We start from the raw sequence: 16,116 nt of genomic DNA, 5'->3' as shown, positions 1-16,116 counted from the left end.
ACCTACTCCCCACTCCCTACTCTTAACTCAACATGACAATCTTCTACCGAAGTGCGTTGTCGCATGGCATTAACTAAAGCCTCGTAGCTAGACCAATTTTCTTGCAGTAGGGTTTTTGCCTGAAGAGTATGAAACCTCAGTTTCTGCTGATAAACTGATTCAGAAAAGCCCAAAATTGTCAATACTCCTATCAGCTTGTTTTTATCATCAGATCCCCCCTCAGCATTATTAAAAACTAGGGTTTCAGCAGCAATACCCGCCATCCAAACAGTACAGTAGCGGTCTAGCATTTGGGCACTGATTTTACCCACTTTTAGTTGAGATGCTAATTCGCCATCATCAAAGCTAACGCCGCCTTGCCCAGATTGCCCCTGTTTCCAGGCTTCCCAAGCGTTGAGTGTGTAGCCAGTAACGGGAATACCCAACAGGTAAGCAACCAAAAAATGACCTGCTTCGTGGTGGACGATGCGATCGCGGTGTTCAATTGAAAAACCAGCAATCCAATCTAAAAAGATAGTACCACCCTTGCCTTGCAAGCTGAAACTATCTAACGTAGCTATGCCTAAGATAGTGAAGGTAGCAAGTGCAGGTACTGCTGGCGATAAGTTGAAGAATGGCCCCAGCAGTACCGATAGGGTCATGAGAAAAATAGATATTGCAACTAAATTTAGACTAGTCTGGCTCATTGAGAGTTTTCTGAGAATCTGCTTAGTCTTTCTTCATTATGAGGCAATCGCACACCTTCTGTATCAAGTGTCTTTACAAATCCCTTGACTAACATTAGAGATAAATCGAAAGATGAGACAGAGGTAGTTTCAGCTAAGTAAAACAGCTACGGCGATTCTTAAAATAACTGTTTTTCTAAAGTCCGCCTAAGCGGACTTTGTTTGTATAGCCACGACTTCCATTTGCCTGAGCATAATTTACTCGAATACTACTGTCCTATTTCCATATACTAATATACGATTTTGCAAGTGCGATCGCACCGCTCTTGCTAATACAACTCTCTCCAAATCTTTCCCTTTTCTCACCAAATCATCAACTTCATCACGGTGACTAACTCGCACCACATCCTGTTCAATAATCGGACCTGCATCTAAATCAGCAGTGGCATAATGCGCCGTCGCTCCAATAATTTTTACCCCACGTTCAAAAGCTCGGTGATAGGGATTGGCTCCAATAAAAGCTGGTAAAAATGAATGATGAATATTAATAATTTGCGGAAATTTATTAATAAAATCTGCACTAACAATCTGCATATATTTCGCCAATACAACTAAATCTATTTTGTACTGACGGAGTAATTCTAATTGTTGGGCTTCTTGTTCTGATTTATTGTCTTTAGTGATGGAAACGTGCTGAAAGTCAATATTAAACTGTTCTGCGACTACCTTTAAATTAGAATGGTTACTAATAATTAAAGGAATTTCAGCCACAAATTCTTTAGCGCGTTGTCGCCAAATTAAGTCAAATAGACAATGGTCTTGCCGACTTACCCAAATAGCAATGCGTGGTATAGTATCAGAAAAACGTATTTCCCACTTAGCGTCTAAAGGTTGTGCAATCGCATTAAAAGCAGGTGCAATAAATTCTCGCGGTAAATTAAACCCATCTAACTGCCATTCAATGCGAGTAAGGAATAACCCAGCAACAAAGTCTGTATGCTGATCTGCATGAATAATATTACCACCATTAGAATAAATGAAATTGGCAATTTTTGCCACTAGTCCCCGTTGATCTGGGCAGGAAATCAGCAATGTTGCTGTCGGATTTATCATAATAAATTATAAAAAATAGTAAGATTTGAAGTGTTAACTTAACGTTAAATCGGCGGTAAAAACCGCCTCGACACCAAGCTTTACCCACCTCCCCTGCGGGAAGCCAAGGGCAAACGTGGGTTTCAAACCCTCAAATTTTTCCTTAGTCTGCGGAGGCGCTGAGACCAGCGCTGTAGGCGGGTTTCCCGCCGTAGGCGACTGGTGAACTCGGAGGGACTTTGCCTGTGTAGCCGCTATGCTCATTTACCATTTGTCGGAGTTGGTAAAGGAGTGCTGAGTCCAGGTAGTTTCTGACTATTATCTACAGGTTGCTGCCACTCTGATAGTTCCCGATTCACAGCATTTGCAAAATCTGTAGATACTAACAACACATTTATATTACCATCGGGTTTAGCAACAGAGTCAGCTTGAGCATACAAGAAACGTCTGTTAAAGTTAGATTTACCCAAAATCAATTGATGGTTTTGTCGGTTTTTCAGGGTGATATTGATAGTAGCTTGGGGTTGATCTAAGGCAAATTCTCTAAGCTCTTTTACTGGAGTTGATAGAGTGCGATCGCTCTTACCTTTGACCAACAAATCCATTAAATAAGAAACAATAGCATCATTTGCTGGGGCCAATATCGGAGATTTGATTAACCACTTTGGATTACTAGATTCAGAGCTACGTTCCAGATTCAAGGTGAGTTTTTTTGTCTTGACTGTTAAAGATTGCACATCATCTTCTGCAAAAGAGAAAATTTGCTGCTTTTGCTCGTTGATTTCTTCTCGCACAGTCGCCCCGCGAATTTCATAGAGGTAAACAAAACCACCTAATCCCAGCGCTAGCAGTATCAAAATTAAAGTCGTTCGCGGCAATTTCATTTTTTAATCATTAGGCATTGAGCATTGGTGAAGAGTTAATATTTCTAACTCCTAACTCCTGTAGAGACGCAATTAATCGCGTCTCTACTTCTAACTCCTTTCTTACCTTCGTTTCCACCAAATAATAACTGCGATCGCAAACCCAATTAAGGGTAAAACTAACAGAGATGACAATATTAAAAGATTGGCTTGTGTGGTTGTCAGGGTTATCCGACGGTTTTTCGGTTCTTTGGGGCGAATAGAAAGGGGTTGCTTTTCCTGCTGACTCAGCCAAGTAACTGAGTTGAGGAATACATCTCCATTTAATTGCTGTTGAAACAAGCCATCAGTGGCGAAATTGGAATTTCCTAAAACCACTAACCGTGATTCAGTAGCTGTTTGAGATGAGGGAGCGGGGGAAGGAGTGGGAGCAGGGGGGGGAGGGAGAGCAGGGGAAGCCTTGCTTTGAGTGGTTGGTGATGGTAGGGGTGAAGGTGTCGGTGCAGCTTGGGGAGTGGAAGCAGATTTAGCTGCTTTCCTTGTTAAGGCTACGCCTAAAGTTAGAGGCCCTTTCAGGTCTTTATCTGCATTAAACTCCAATTTTTCGCTTTGAAGGTCGCTTTCTGCCCAGCTTTTGGGATAGGGTTTCGTTCGCAGCAGTGGAGTAGCTTCAACTCCAGGCACAGAGATAATTTCCAGGGGTCGGGCAATCGGATAAAAAGAATTGCCGTTACGGAAATCTTTGGTAATCGGATGTTGTCCGTATTCTGTGACTAAGGGCGTAGCAGGGCCAAGTCCCACTACACTTTCGCCAGAGACATCGACTGCTAAACGATTATCCAGACGAACACCCCACTCTTGTAGCAAGCTGTCAACTTTGGGATCGGTATTAGGATCAATCATCAGCAGTAAGTTACCGCCGCGATTAAGATACTCTTGTAAAGCTTTGACTTCGCCTTCAAACAGTCCTCGCTTGGGGCCAGCCACGATCACCACAGCTGCATCTTGAGGAACTTTGGAAGTTTCTCCTAAATTAAGGGGTGATGTTGTGAAATTTTTGTCGCCTAATCCCTGAATTGCTTGTGATATTGCACCTTTACCAGGCGAAAGTTGGCGTTCGCCATGACCTTGGAGTAAGTAAACTTTGGCTGTAGTTGAATTTGTTAGTTGTTGCAGGCGACTAGTTAATCTGACTTCCGACAGGCGTTCATTTTCATTTACTGTTTGTACTAATTGCCGTTTATCCCCAGATTCTAGGTAAACTTCCCCATAATCTTTAACACCAAACTTTTCTGCAAGTCCTGGTCTAGCTTGGGGGTCGATGTACTCATATTTAAATTTTGAGCTTTGCCGTTGATAATTTTCTAGCAATTCCCGGTCTTGGGGATTTTGGTTAGTATCAAACACCCACACCTTAACTGGCTGTGGTAATACCCTCACCAATTCCCGTGACTGGGGCGCAAGGGTAAATAATTGAGTTTCTGTTAAATCTGCCCGCAAGTGGTAGCGAGTTCCCAAAAAGTTAATCAATCCCAAAATTGCCAACACTGCTAGAGTTGCCACTAGGGCATTAGTCCCAGCTTGGGTAGAACGACGCCCCCACCAGTTACTCTGGTAGCTTTGCCATATTATCCCCAACCCACTGATCACAATTCCTGCAATCAGAAATGCTAATGAAATTAGTCCCCACTGTTGAGAGACTAACCCAACTGTTAAGCCGACAGTAATTAAGAACGGGCCCAACCAAAACAGATATTTCCACAGTTTCTTTTTTGCAACTATCTTCATATTCTTAAACTGAAGTGAGGAGTTAGGAGTTATAAGTTAAAATTCATAACTTCTAACTTTTAAAGCCTCGACTTTGCTCGGCTTTAACCTTGAGCGAAGCCGAAGGGTTAACTCATAACTTATATGACTACTGCCTTTGAAAGCGCAATGCATCAATTGATTGAGCTGTGAGAAAGATGCCCAAAAAAATGTAACTGACGAATAAAATCAAAGCGCTGGTATCAAAAATGCCTTGAATTAAAGTGTTGTAATGTTTCAGCAACGAGAGATAACCTAAAGCTTCACCCACCGGACCAGGGATAATTTTAGCGATTAAATCAATCAATAACAACAATAAAACTGCTGCAAATGTGAGAACAGCAGACAGAATTGTGCTGTCTGTTAAGGAGGAAATAAACATTCCTAAAGATAAAATTGCCCCTGCTAGCAAGATTAATCCAAAATGACCCAGCAAGGGAATTGAGAGCGCCATTGGTGGATTTGATCCGCTGATGGCGATCGCTTCAAACAGTAGCATAGGTGCAATTATCGTGGTAAAAAATGTTAGCACGCCTAATAACTTACCTACAGCTACTGCCCAATTGGTGATTGGTGACGTGGCTAACAGTTCTAAAGTGCCCCGCTTACGTTCTTCGGCATAGAGTCCCATTGAGAAAATTGGCAGGATAAACAGCAATAGCCACTCCATACGCTCCAAAAATACCTTGACAAATTCGTAGGGGACATCTATCGGCGGTACTGGCACTCCTAGTTGTTGCCCTTGTGAATCTATTGCCGCGACTCCTACCAATATGCCATCTGGCCCTAGCAAAATCATCACGAAGAATAACCCCGCGAGCAACCAAAATATGCCTGCGATCGCATAAGCTAAAGGCGATACAAAATAACTCTGTAACTCTCGGCGATAAATGGCAATAATATTACTCAGTACTATACCCATTTACGCTGCCTCTCCTTCGTTGTCTGCTAAGTCTACCTCAGTATCGAAATTCTTTTCTTGTGTGGTCAGTTGCAAGAACACATCTTCTAAGGTGGCGTTAACACGCCGCAGTTCATGTAAACCAAATCCTGCACGCACTAATGTTGTGGCAATATCCTTTCCTGGTTCTTTTCCCGGTTGCGATATCACCCGCAGGTAAGCGCGATTTGTCTGGGGTTGATGACCATGCATTCCCGCCGGAATTGATTCTATTAGACTCACACCCGCGACATTTTGCAATACTTGTTTGGCTAACGCAGCTTCTCCTTCTATTTCCAATTCATATCCTGAGCCACCTGTCAACTGAGTCATCAGGTTTTCTGGTGTATTAGTTGCCACAACTTTGCCCTGATTGATGATGGCTACACGGTTACAAGTCATGCTTACTTCTGGCAGAATGTGCGTGGAAAGAATAATTGTGTGAGTTCCAGCGAGGCTTTTAATTAAATTCCGCACCTCAATTATTTGTCGGGGATCGAGTCCGACGGTGGGTTCATCCAGAATGATCGCTGGTGGATCGTGGACGATCGCTTGAGCAATTCCTACCCTTTGGCGATATCCTTTAGAAAGTTTGCGAATAATTACCCGCCGCTTATCTTCTAAGTTGCAGCGTTCGATAGCGGCTATTACCTTATTGGTGCGATCGCCTGCTGGAACTCCCTTAATTCGGGCTACAAAATGCAAAAATCCCTCCACCGTCATTTCTGGATATAACGGTGGTGTTTCCGGTAAATAACCTATTCGTTGGCGCACAGCCAGAGAATTTTCATGGACATCATAACCAGCAATCCGGGCATTACCATTCGTTGCCGGTAAATAACCAGCCAGAATCCGCATGGTTGTAGTTTTACCAGCGCCATTGGGGCCCAGAAGCCCTAAAATCTCCCCTGGCTCGACGCTAAAAGTGACATCAGTAATCGCTGGGGTGGAACCGTATATTTTACTTAGATGCTCAACTTCAATCATCGGTATCAAGCGATCGTAATTTATAGGATACCCAACAATATTAGATCACGATATTCAGCATGGGGGATTGGCACTAAGATTCGCCGACAATGGGTATTCCTGAAAAACTTAACTACTAAGCAAGCTTCCGTACTAGGGAAAGGTGAAAAATAAAACCCTCTCTCCTCTTAAGAGGAGAGAGGAATGAAAGTGAGGTTTTCCAGATCCGGTGAAAAGTCTAGCACTGTCAGCCGAAACAATCATATTGTCAGTCAAAACAATCGTATTGTCAGCCGAAACAATCGCATTGTCAGCCGAAACAATCGCATTGTCAGTCAAAACAATCGCATTGTCAGCCGAAACAATCGCATTGTCAGCCGAAACAATCGCATTGTCAGCCGAAACAATCGCATTGTCAGCCAAAACAATCGCATTGTCAGCCAAAACAATCGCATTGCAACTCTAAAAGACTTGTGTGCAGATGACTTTTTACGTTATGTAGGAAAGCCCACGAAAAACCTAACCCCCTAACCCCCTTCCCGACGCGGGAAGGGGGAAAATCAAAGTCTCTCTCCTTTTAGGAGAGAGATTTAGAGAGAGGTTTTCTATATACCGTGAAAAGGCAGGTTAATAATAGCTGCCAGATTTCCGATGCTCTAAAGCAGTGACACCATCATTTTCCAATACTTCACCGTGATTGATGACGGCATAAATTAACCATCTATCGCCACATTCAAGCTGATTTTGTACCGTACATTCTAAATAGGCTAATGCCTCATTTAGAATCAAGCAACCATTAAGAGCAGTTTGTGTGGCAAGATTTGCAAAGGGATTATCTCCTAAAGTGCTATGACGAGAAAAATATCGTCGCACATTTCTTCCTTCTTTGAGGATATTCAGCACAAATTTATCACCAGGATGATGCATTAAATCAGCATTTTGCTTCTGAGCGATCGCAATCATAATTCCTGGCGGGTTAAAAGTTGCCTGAGATATCCAAGAAGTTAAAACCCCTTTGTGGGTTTCTTCATCACGAGTTGTCACAACACACAGAGAACCAACGATCCGCCCCACCGCTTGTTCGGTACGATCTACATGAGTTTCTGTCACAACCTGACGGGAAGTCCGCAGTTTTTTAGTTTTCTTCAAGTTTTGGGCAAAGGAAGCACCTGCTTCTTGACACTGTTGAAGAATTTCAGGAGTAGGGTTAAAACGCACCCGAATTGTTTCAAACCCTAGTTGATAATTTGCATCACTGAGCTTGCTTTCAATTAAATCAATTGCTTCTCCACTCCAACCGTAGGAACCAAACACCCCTGCTAACTTAGTTTTAGCCGCCACCGAGAGGACGATTCCTAAAGCAGTTTGAATTTGAGTCGGTGCATGGCCGCCTAATGTAGGTGAGCCGATAATCAAGCCATCGCAAATTTCAACAATGCGGTTAATCTCCGCAGAATCGGCTAATTCACAGTTGATTGATTCTACATTAACTCCATTTTGGATCAAACCTTGAGCGATCGCATTCGCCAGAGTTGCTGTATTACCATAAGCAGAAGCATAGAGCAAAGCGACGCTCAACTCCTGAGATTTTTGTCCTTGACACCATTGACGATAATCATAGGTAAAACGACTCAGGCTGTAACGGACAACCGGACCGTGTGCTGGGGCATAACATCTGGCTCCCAAAACTGACAATTTATCTAAGGCTACTTCAACTTGTTTGGCTTGGGGTGCATGAAGACATTCAAAATAATAACGACGTTCCGCATCTAATCCCTTCCAATCTTCATCAAACAAAGTATCTTCGCAAATATGAGCGCCGAAAAGTTTGTCTGTGTAGAGAATTTTTGTGGCGGAATCATAGGTACAAAGTCCATCTGCCCACCGGGGAGTTGGTACAGTGATAAATGATAGAAGATGTCCTTGTCCTAAATCTAGAGTATCTTGCGATCGCATCGCTTGAATAGTTGATTCAAATTCGGGAAAGGCAGTTTTTAGAGCATTGGCGGCGGGACGAGAACAAATGAGAGTGGCTTGAGGAACCAGAGAGAGTAATACTTGCAAGGTTGCTCTGCGGTTCGGGTTGACATGACTGAGAACAATGTAATCGAGGGAGATAAAATCTAGATGTTGTGCTAGTTGCTCAAGGTAAATTTCGGTAAAAGATTCGCCGGGAGGGTCAATTAAAGCTTTTTTATCAGCTTGAATCAGATAAGAATTTGCTGTAGTTCCCCGTTGGCGGGAATACTCCACCTCAAATTTTAGTCGGTCCCAAGTCCGCGATCGCAGAATCAGAGTATTTTTACCAATTTCAGCAACTTGTACATCTCTGCTATGGTTGGGCGTTAATGTGACAGCAGACATAATAACCTCTCTTAATTGGGCAAGTGGCGTCATTGGGCATTGGGGATTGGAGATTGGACATTAGGGATGGATGAATAATTAATAGTTCTTTCTCTGTCTGCCTTTCCTACTCCCCCTGCTTGTTCCTAATGACTATTGGTTTGTGTTAATTCAGATTTTGCTAGATTTCTATAGCGTTTAGATGCTTCTTGTTCCGGATCGATACCTTCAAAGGTCGGGGGTAGCCAAACTCGTAGGAACAGTAGTATTCCCAGCACTAATAAAAAGGCACAAGTTGCTAAAACTTGACTCCAATTTGTTTCTAAAACCCCTTTAACAATGACTTCTCGCAAAGCAGAAACAATGGAAACTTCAACAGCTACCCCAATAGATACTCGATGTTCCTGTAGGTAAATAATTAGCAGTCGGAATAACTCAACTAAGATAAGTAAAAAGAGAATATCGGCAGTAACAGCATGAAAATCTAGAGGCGGAAGTAAGGAGAGAAACATATCTTTCACCTGAAGCACCATGAAGCAAAATAAACCGATACACAAAGAAATTACAATTACATCTTGGATAAATTCCAAGGTTCGCACAACGCGCCCCCGATTGATTTCGTACATGGTAATCGGGGCATTTTCAACAGATTTATACATAGTTTTTGGGGAGACGCGATTCATCGCGTTTGTACAAGAGTGGGTAGAGACGCGATGAATCGCATCTCTAAGAAGCAGTAGAAGTCGGGGAAATAAGGGAGGCAAAGGGACAAGGAGAATGACCAATGCCCTATTTAGTAATGATTGCCAATTTTGCGGTGATGGGCGGCGGTAAGTGCATTTAGCTTGGCAACTCTTCCAGTTTGGATTGTGCTATAAATTACCCAATGATCTCCACAGTCCATACGGCTAGTGATTTCACATTCCATATAAGCTAGGGCTTCAGCTAAAACGGGCGATTCATTGTTTGCTGGATATGTTTTCACTCCAGCAAAGCGGTCTGCACCAGGAGCAAAACGCTTCAGGAAATGTTTCATTAATCCTTGATATTTACCTTCTTCTAAAACGTTTAAAACAAAGCGATCGTTAACATGCATCAAAGATTCAATTGCCCGATCTTTGGATACTGCGATCGCTACTCCTAAAGGCTCAAGACTCGCTTGTGTCACCCAAGAGGCCAACATAGCACTCTGAATTTCTCCTTTTTTGGCGGTGATAATGTATAATCCTGTGCTAATACGCCCTAAAGCTTTTTCTAGCTCGCTATTGATAGATTTGATCTGTTTAATGGTGCGATCGCGATTTAACCATTGACCCATATCTGTCCCCGCTTCATCACAAAGCTGTTCCATTGTTTGGCTAGGAATTTCCTTAACTAATATAGGTGGAAAAGCTTCAGTTAATCCTAGTTCTTGAAACTTATTACGTAAAGGGTAAACGGGTTCATCTTCTCCTCCTCCCGACTCTAATAAACCAATTGTCTGTTTCTTGTGAACAGCAGCTAAAATTGTACTTAAAGAAGCTTGAGCCATCACCGAAGATTGGGGTGGCATTGCAATTATTAAACCAGAAGATTGGGCAACTAATTCTCGAACTTCTTGAGGCTCAGAACTATTGAGAGGAAATAATTCTACTGCCACGCCTGTTTTTGCACATCCATGTGCTATATTACGGACTAAATGCTCGCTATGCCCATAATCTTCTACATAAAAGAGAGTCACTAAAGTCTCTGTTTTTGCTTGTTCTAAACTCCAGTTTTGATAGTGTGCAAGCCATTCCGAGATATAATTTTGTAATAAAGGGCCATGTCCTGTGGCAACTGTTCCTATTTCTAACTTTTCAATCCGCTTTAAAGCTGCCAAAACAGATCGGGCATTGGGGCCCATGAGACAATCATAGTAATATTTAAAATCTTCCTCTATTAAGGTAAGATTTTCATCATAGGTGTGGTCATCACAGTAGTGCATCCCAAACACATCACAGGTATAGAGAGTGTGAGTTTTGTGGTCATAAGTGAAGATTGTGTCAGGCCAGTGTAAGTTAGGTGCAGAAACAAATTCTAATTGGTGTCCCTTGCCTAAATCTAATAGCTGTCCACTTTTCACCTGGATTGATTTAAAAGGCTGGTGAACCATATTTTCTAAAAATTGAATAGCTACCCTAGCACCGACAATAGTAATGGAGGGAGCTAATTGCAAAATATTTTTCACTAAGCCACTGTGATCGGGTTCTGTATGACTAATAATCAAGTAATCTATTTTAGTCGGATCAATTAATCCCACCAGTATCTCAAGATATAGCTGCTCAAACTTGCGGTGAGATGTGTCAATTAAAGCAACTTTTTCTCCTTGAATTAAGAAAGAATTATAGGTTGTCCCATTCCGTAAACCAAACTCGATATCAAAACGTTCTCTATCCCAGTCGAGACAACGGATAGCAGTCGTTTGAGGAGCAATTTCAACAGTTTGAATCGTCAAACGTCCTGGGTTGGGAGTAACTTGAGTGGGCTGGATGAGTGCAACCATTTGTTTTCTCCAAAAAGATTATTATTTGAAGCGAAAGTTATGTTTATTATATTTACCTGAAATACTCAATTAGTAAAATGTTAATTTCTAAAGCTAATCATCAGAAAGATTTATTGGTCATTGAAATTGATTTACCATTGGAATTACTCAATGTTTATCATTACTTTTATCTTTAATAATGAATGTGAGAAAATGTGAATAATAAGTTATAATATTTAGGCATGTCGTTAACTTTTCTTTCTCCTCCTCTACAACAAATCAACAGCGAAATTGTCCGCCACGCTGGTGTTGATCTGTATGTACTGCGCCTCGATCTGATCCACCGATGGGTTAACGGCAACAAGTGGTTCAAGCTAAAGTACAACCTTTTAGAAGCCAAGCAGAAAAATTTCACGAGGTTACTCACCTTTGGCGGCGCTTATTCCAATCACATCTATGCAACTGCGGCTGCTGGTAATCTTTTCGGTTTTCGCACTATTGGTGTAATTCGTGGAGAGGAGAGGCTACCATTGAATCCGACACTGAGTTTTGCTGTACAGCAGGGTATGCAGCTTGTGTATCTCAACCGTGAGATGTATCGACAGCGCAACACAGCAGCGTTACAGGAATATCTGCAACAACGTTTCGGTGAGGTGTTTATCATTCCCGAAGGTGGAAGTAATTTAAATGGTGTGCGCGGTTGTACAGAGATAATTGGTGATGCGATGCCTACGGCTGGCTACGCCTACGCATTTGATCATATATGCGTAGCCTGCGGTACAGCTACCACACTGGCTGGTATTGCGCTTTCGTTGCATCAAGGACAAAAAGCGATCGCTTTTCCAGTATTGAAAAATGGAGCTTTTCTTGCACAAGAAATCGAAAGTCTGCTGGCAAATTACCTCGCCTCTGGTTTACCCGCAACATATAGTCCGGCATCTTGGGAATTGGTATGTGATTACCACTTTGGCGGCTATGCAAAGGTAAACGATGAGCTGCTACTGTTCAGCCAACAGTTCAGGGAGGAACATGGCGTACCCCTTGATTACGTATATACCGCTAAAACGTTTTACGGAGTGATGGATTTACTAAAGCAAGGATTTTTTTATCAAGGCGATCGCTTGCTGCTGGTACACACAGGTGGCTTACAGGGCAACATTGGGATGGAGGAAAGGTTACAGAGCTACTAAGTACATCAGTCTCAACAATCTCTCCTAGCTCATCCTCAAAATTAGTATAGACAATGCGCTGTTCTTGAGGGTCATAGAACTTACACATGGACAAATTAGACAAAAAATGCGATTAGGAGAATCAGGGAAAAACAGGGGATGCCTACGGCAGCCTACGCCTACGCTAACCACTCTTGGACTGGAAAGACGGATAATTGAGGTCATCTTGTATTATAGGGTTCAGACTGTTCCGTGCGAATACCAAGCCATCCACCGCCAAGTGTGGCCTGAACCAGGATACTTTGTTTCTACTGGCAGCAATCTTTGTATCCTGGCTGTACACGTTTGGCAGAAATAATGGAAGATTTGTCTTTTCGATAGTGTCAACAGATTTTTGTTACGTGAGCGGAATGAACCCGAGGATTTATTTAATGAAGTTAGCCCAAAGAGGGCTAAGAACTCACGCAGTAGCGTGATGATTTTGGCTTTTGTAGAACAAAGACTGTGCGATCGCTCTTTGCAAGACTTACCAACCCTGAACGATCACGCCGCCAAAGATGCTACGGTTCACCTCGCTCGTGAAGATGCCGTAGGGAAAGGCGGGGTCGAGCGCACTGCTCTCGTCTAGCATCTGAAACTGTTCGGGGGTGAGGCGAATCTCTAACGAGGACAGGTTGTCGTGCAGTTGCTCTAGCTTGCTGGCACCCAGAATGGGCGAGGTAACGCCGGACTGCGCCAAGATCCAGGCAAGGGCAACCTGCACCAGTGGACGATCGACCTGTGCCGCTACTATCCGCAGGGTGTCGAGTACGCGCCAGTTGCGCTCAGTAAACTTTGTGTTGCCAAACGGATTACTGCCGCCAAGCCGCCCCTCTCCAGTGGCTCCGGCATCTGCACGCTGGTACTTACCCGCCAGAAAGCCGCCTGCTAGAGGACTCCAAGGACACACGCCAAGTCCACCATCGCGCGCGGCAGGCAAATGTTCGCGCTCGATGCTGCGCTCGACGAGCGAGTACTCAAGCTGTAGGGCGATCGGTGCGGGAAGGTTGTGTGCTGACGCTAGTGTGACGGCTTTGGTAGCGTACCAGGCAGGTAAGTCTGAAAATCCAAAGTAGCGTATCTTACCCGCACGGACGAGATCACCGAGCGACTGTAAGACTTCTTCAACGGGTGTCACCAGATCCCAAACATGCATCCAGTAGAGGTCGATGTAGTCGGTTTGCAGTCGGCGCAGTGACCCTTCGATCGCCCGGTACATATTCTTGCGTCCGTTACCACCTGCATTGGGATTGCTAGGTTCGCCGCCGTGAAAGCTGAACTTAGTTGCTAGTACCAGTTGATCGCGCAGACTGCGATCACGTACATAGCCGCCGATCAATTCTTCGCTGCGTCCCTTGGCATACACGTCAGCCGTATCAATGAAGTTGCCGCCCGCATCGACGTAGGCGTGAAAGATAGACTCAGCAACTTCGTCGGGCGCACCCCATTGCGGTGTGCCGAAGGTCATAGTGCCAAGGGCGATCGGGCTGACAATCAAGCCAGAGCGACCGAGGGTGCGAAAAGCAGTAAGGTTCATGGAGTTTCTCTTTTAACTGGAACAACGGGGCGTGAATTTTTTAACTGCTGGACTCTCGCTTGACTCCAAAAGTCCAGCATCCAACCAGGGTACTCGGCAGGAAGTTGGCTCACTTGATCTAGCGATCGCAACTCCTCTTCGGAGAGAAGAATATTGATCGCGCCCAAATTGTCCGTTAGCTGCTCAATCCGTTTTGTTCCGAGGATGACGCTCGTGACGTGGGGCTGATGCAACCACGCAATAGCAAGTTGTGCCACAGAAACCTGTTTGTGTTGAGCCATCTCCTTCAAAACATCAATAATGTTGTAAGCGCGCTCCATCTCCACAGGCGGAAACTTGAATGTAGTGCGGCGGCTTCCTTCATGCTCCTGCTGCTCTCGATTATATTTACCGCTCAACAGTCCTCCAGCTAGAGGACTCCAGACCAGCAGACCGAGGTCTTCGCTACTCAGCATTGGCACGATCTCACGTTCCAAGTCTCGACCTGCGATCGAGTAGTAAGCCTGAAGCGAAGCAAATTTTGCCAGGTTGTGGAGGTTGGAGATGCCGAATGCCTTTGCAATCTGCCAAGCCGCCCAGTTTGAAACCCCGATGTAGCGAACCAGTCCCTGTCTGACCAGATCGTTCAAGGCTGCGAGGGTTTCCTCAATCGGAGTGGCGGGATCAAACCCGTGGAGCTGATACAAATCGATGTACTCCAATTGCAGCCGTTCAAGGCTTGCCTTTGCGCCATCGAGAATATGACCATGTGAAGATCCTTGCTGATTCGGCTTTGAACCCATGTTGCCAAATACTTTGGTCCCTACGATCACCTCATCGCGTTTTGTCCCCAAATTCTTCAAAACCTGTCCGGTGATCCGCTCGGAATTACCCTCTGAGTAAATATCGGCGGTGTCGATCAGGTTGATGCCCGCCTCAAAGGACCGCGCGAGCAAGGTATCTGCTTCTGTCTGCTGCACCTTGCCGATGACACTAGTAGGTCCTCTGCCTCCAAAGGTCATGGTGCCGAAGCACAGTTCTGAAACAAAGAGTCCTGTAGAACCCAATTTGTTGTAGCGCATTGATAGCTCCGAATAAATGGGTATTGCAACTTTGAATACTAACTGAACTTTAACAATAGATCGAATACAATTTCTTAACTAGATGGCATAATCAGCATGGACTAATGAAAGATATGCAGTAATGAAGCGGGATGAACTGAACGACTTAGCCGCCTTCGTCGTAGTTGCCGACGAGATGAGCTTTACACGCGCCGCCGCGAAGTTGGGCATGTCTGCCTCTGCCTTGAGCCATGCCATGCGATCGCCTTATCTAAAAGAATATGACAAGCCTGGTTTAGAGACAGTACGACGCTCTCATCTTATACCGACGTTTTATTCAGCAACTGCAAAAGGTTCTTTCACTTTGTTGCTACACCAATAATATGAAAACTAATAATCGGCACTTGTGTATCAAATCGCTCATAATTCACACTAGCAAAGCCAGCAGTGCCGCTACTTTGAGCCATCATCCAGGCGAAAAAACGTTTACCAAAGTTGGCACAAATCTGATTTGGTGAATCTCCAATAATTTGGTTTATAGTTATCATCCACTTTCTAATTCCTGAGGCTATAAATTGGTGTATTTAGCAACCATTTATAGCCTTAAGCTACTATATTTTATATTTCTTGTACCTCACCCTTTTGATTCACCGGATTGCGTGATTTTGATTAACGCACACATGTAGCGAATTACCGCAAGCTACCACAGAAAGGACAAAAGTGCAGAGGATGAAGTAAAATTTGCTATCTATATAGCAGTCCTAAATGATTTCTGAAATCCTTTTCTTTTCTTTCCTTCGGAACGCAAAGCGTTCCGAAGGAAAGGCGCTCTTATCTACGAGACGCTACGCGTTGGCAAAGCCTTTTGTAGAGAAGGCGGCTTGGCGGTTCGATATTGGAATTTGACGTTTGTTTAATGCTAGATGACTCAAGTAAGCAGCAATTCCTAGTAAAAGGAAATGCAAAATTGTATCGTAATAAAGAAATTGTGATATTTATGTTGAAATAATTCTCAGGTAGGCTGACATAGAGATGGATATCAAAATTCCGAAGTAAACCTAAGCTCGACTTTATCCATTTTTCCCTATGGGTCATCACAAATGTAGGCGATCGCTAAAAGATGTGAGTTTTGCTGCATACATAGCATTTAAAT

At 43.8% G+C, this 16,116-nt stretch carries 16 protein-coding genes and 1 pseudogene; 4 read left to right on the top strand and 13 right to left on the bottom strand.

The features are described from left to right. Positions 1-2 precede the first annotated feature (2 nt). The 7 genes from V7K21_RS12450 to V7K21_RS12420 form a co-directional block, all read right to left on the bottom strand. The gene (locus V7K21_RS12450; protein ID WP_335174602.1) at positions 3-686 is read right to left on the bottom strand and encodes an ATP-dependent Zn protease; all 684 of its coding nucleotides are present in this window, start codon (positions 684-686) and stop codon (positions 3-5) included. 237 nt (positions 687-923) lie between these two features. Then, positions 924-1,778, bottom strand: a complete 855-nt coding sequence (gene purU / locus V7K21_RS12445; protein ID WP_335174600.1) for a formyltetrahydrofolate deformylase — start codon at positions 1,776-1,778, stop codon at positions 924-926. Positions 1,779-1,811: 33 nt separating this feature from the next. Further along, positions 1,812-2,021 (bottom strand): hypothetical protein, encoded by a 210-nt coding sequence (locus tag V7K21_RS12440; protein ID WP_335174598.1) that lies wholly within the window; start codon positions 2,019-2,021, stop codon positions 1,812-1,814. Continuing rightward, complete coding sequence (locus V7K21_RS12435) at positions 2,018-2,641, bottom strand: DUF4340 domain-containing protein (RefSeq protein ID WP_335174596.1); 624 nt, start codon at positions 2,639-2,641, stop codon at positions 2,018-2,020. Before V7K21_RS12435 ends, V7K21_RS12440 begins: the two co-directional genes overlap by 4 nt. A gap of 102 nt (positions 2,642-2,743) precedes the next feature. Continuing rightward, complete coding sequence (locus tag V7K21_RS12430; protein WP_335174594.1) at positions 2,744-4,408, bottom strand: GldG family protein; 1,665 nt, start codon at positions 4,406-4,408, stop codon at positions 2,744-2,746. A 127-nt stretch (positions 4,409-4,535) separates the two neighbouring features. Then, a complete protein-coding gene (locus V7K21_RS12425; protein ID WP_335174592.1) occupies positions 4,536-5,348 on the bottom strand; it encodes an ABC transporter permease in 813 nt (270 codons plus the stop codon). After that, positions 5,349-6,353, bottom strand: a complete 1,005-nt coding sequence (locus V7K21_RS12420; RefSeq protein ID WP_335174590.1) for an ABC transporter ATP-binding protein — start codon at positions 6,351-6,353, stop codon at positions 5,349-5,351. Positions 6,354-6,536: 183 nt separating this feature from the next. On the opposite strand from V7K21_RS12420, the gene V7K21_RS12415 reads away from it, so the two are divergent. Further along, positions 6,537-6,863, top strand: coding sequence for a hypothetical protein (locus tag V7K21_RS12415; protein ID WP_335174588.1), 327 nt, complete (start codon positions 6,537-6,539; stop codon positions 6,861-6,863). A 96-nt stretch (positions 6,864-6,959) separates the two neighbouring features. On the opposite strand, the gene V7K21_RS12410 is transcribed toward V7K21_RS12415, so the two are convergent. From V7K21_RS12410 to V7K21_RS12400, 3 genes are all read right to left on the bottom strand, one after another. Then, positions 6,960-8,696, bottom strand: coding sequence for a diflavin flavoprotein (locus V7K21_RS12410; protein WP_335174586.1), 1,737 nt, complete (start codon positions 8,694-8,696; stop codon positions 6,960-6,962). Positions 8,697-8,821: 125 nt separating this feature from the next. Beyond that, positions 8,822-9,334 (bottom strand): phosphate-starvation-inducible PsiE family protein, encoded by a 513-nt coding sequence (locus V7K21_RS12405; protein ID WP_334797468.1) that lies wholly within the window; start codon positions 9,332-9,334, stop codon positions 8,822-8,824. A 134-nt stretch (positions 9,335-9,468) separates the two neighbouring features. After that, positions 9,469-11,199, bottom strand: a complete 1,731-nt coding sequence (locus V7K21_RS12400) for a diflavin flavoprotein (RefSeq protein ID WP_335174584.1) — start codon at positions 11,197-11,199, stop codon at positions 9,469-9,471. A 221-nt stretch (positions 11,200-11,420) separates the two neighbouring features. Between V7K21_RS12400 and V7K21_RS12395 the strand changes: the two genes are divergently transcribed. Both V7K21_RS12395 and V7K21_RS30685 read left to right on the top strand, forming a co-directional pair. Further along, on the top strand, positions 11,421-12,368 hold the full coding sequence (locus tag V7K21_RS12395) for a 1-aminocyclopropane-1-carboxylate deaminase/D-cysteine desulfhydrase (protein ID WP_335174582.1): 948 nt from the start codon (positions 11,421-11,423) through the stop codon (positions 12,366-12,368). A gap of 224 nt (positions 12,369-12,592) precedes the next feature. Then, positions 12,593-12,792: pseudogene (locus V7K21_RS30685) on the top strand (IS701 family transposase); the annotation flags it as partial. Positions 12,793-12,873: 81 nt separating this feature from the next. Here V7K21_RS30685 and V7K21_RS12390 read toward each other — a convergent pair. Then, positions 12,874-13,923 carry an aldo/keto reductase gene (locus V7K21_RS12390; RefSeq protein ID WP_335174580.1) on the bottom strand — a complete coding sequence of 350 codons (1,050 nt, stop codon included), beginning with the start codon at positions 13,921-13,923 and terminating at the stop codon, positions 12,874-12,876. Beyond that, complete coding sequence (locus V7K21_RS12385; protein WP_335174578.1) at positions 13,920-14,984, bottom strand: aldo/keto reductase; 1,065 nt, start codon at positions 14,982-14,984, stop codon at positions 13,920-13,922. Before V7K21_RS12385 ends, V7K21_RS12390 begins: the two co-directional genes overlap by 4 nt. Positions 14,985-15,105: 121 nt before the next feature. On the opposite strand from V7K21_RS12385, the gene V7K21_RS12380 reads away from it, so the two are divergent. Further along, positions 15,106-15,345: a helix-turn-helix domain-containing protein gene (locus V7K21_RS12380; RefSeq protein WP_335174576.1), complete on the top strand. Its 240-nt coding sequence runs from the start codon at positions 15,106-15,108 to the stop codon at positions 15,343-15,345. Here V7K21_RS12380 and V7K21_RS12375 read toward each other — a convergent pair. Further along, a complete protein-coding gene (locus tag V7K21_RS12375; protein ID WP_335174574.1) occupies positions 15,323-15,511 on the bottom strand; it encodes a hypothetical protein in 189 nt (62 codons plus the stop codon). The genes V7K21_RS12380 and V7K21_RS12375 overlap by 23 nt on opposite strands. Positions 15,512-16,116 lie beyond the last annotated feature (605 nt).

The organism is Nostoc sp. (genome assembly GCF_036919595.1).
Lineage (GTDB): Bacteria > Cyanobacteriota > Cyanobacteriia > Cyanobacteriales > Nostocaceae > Nostoc.
This window is presented reverse-complemented; position numbering and strand designations above follow the sequence as displayed.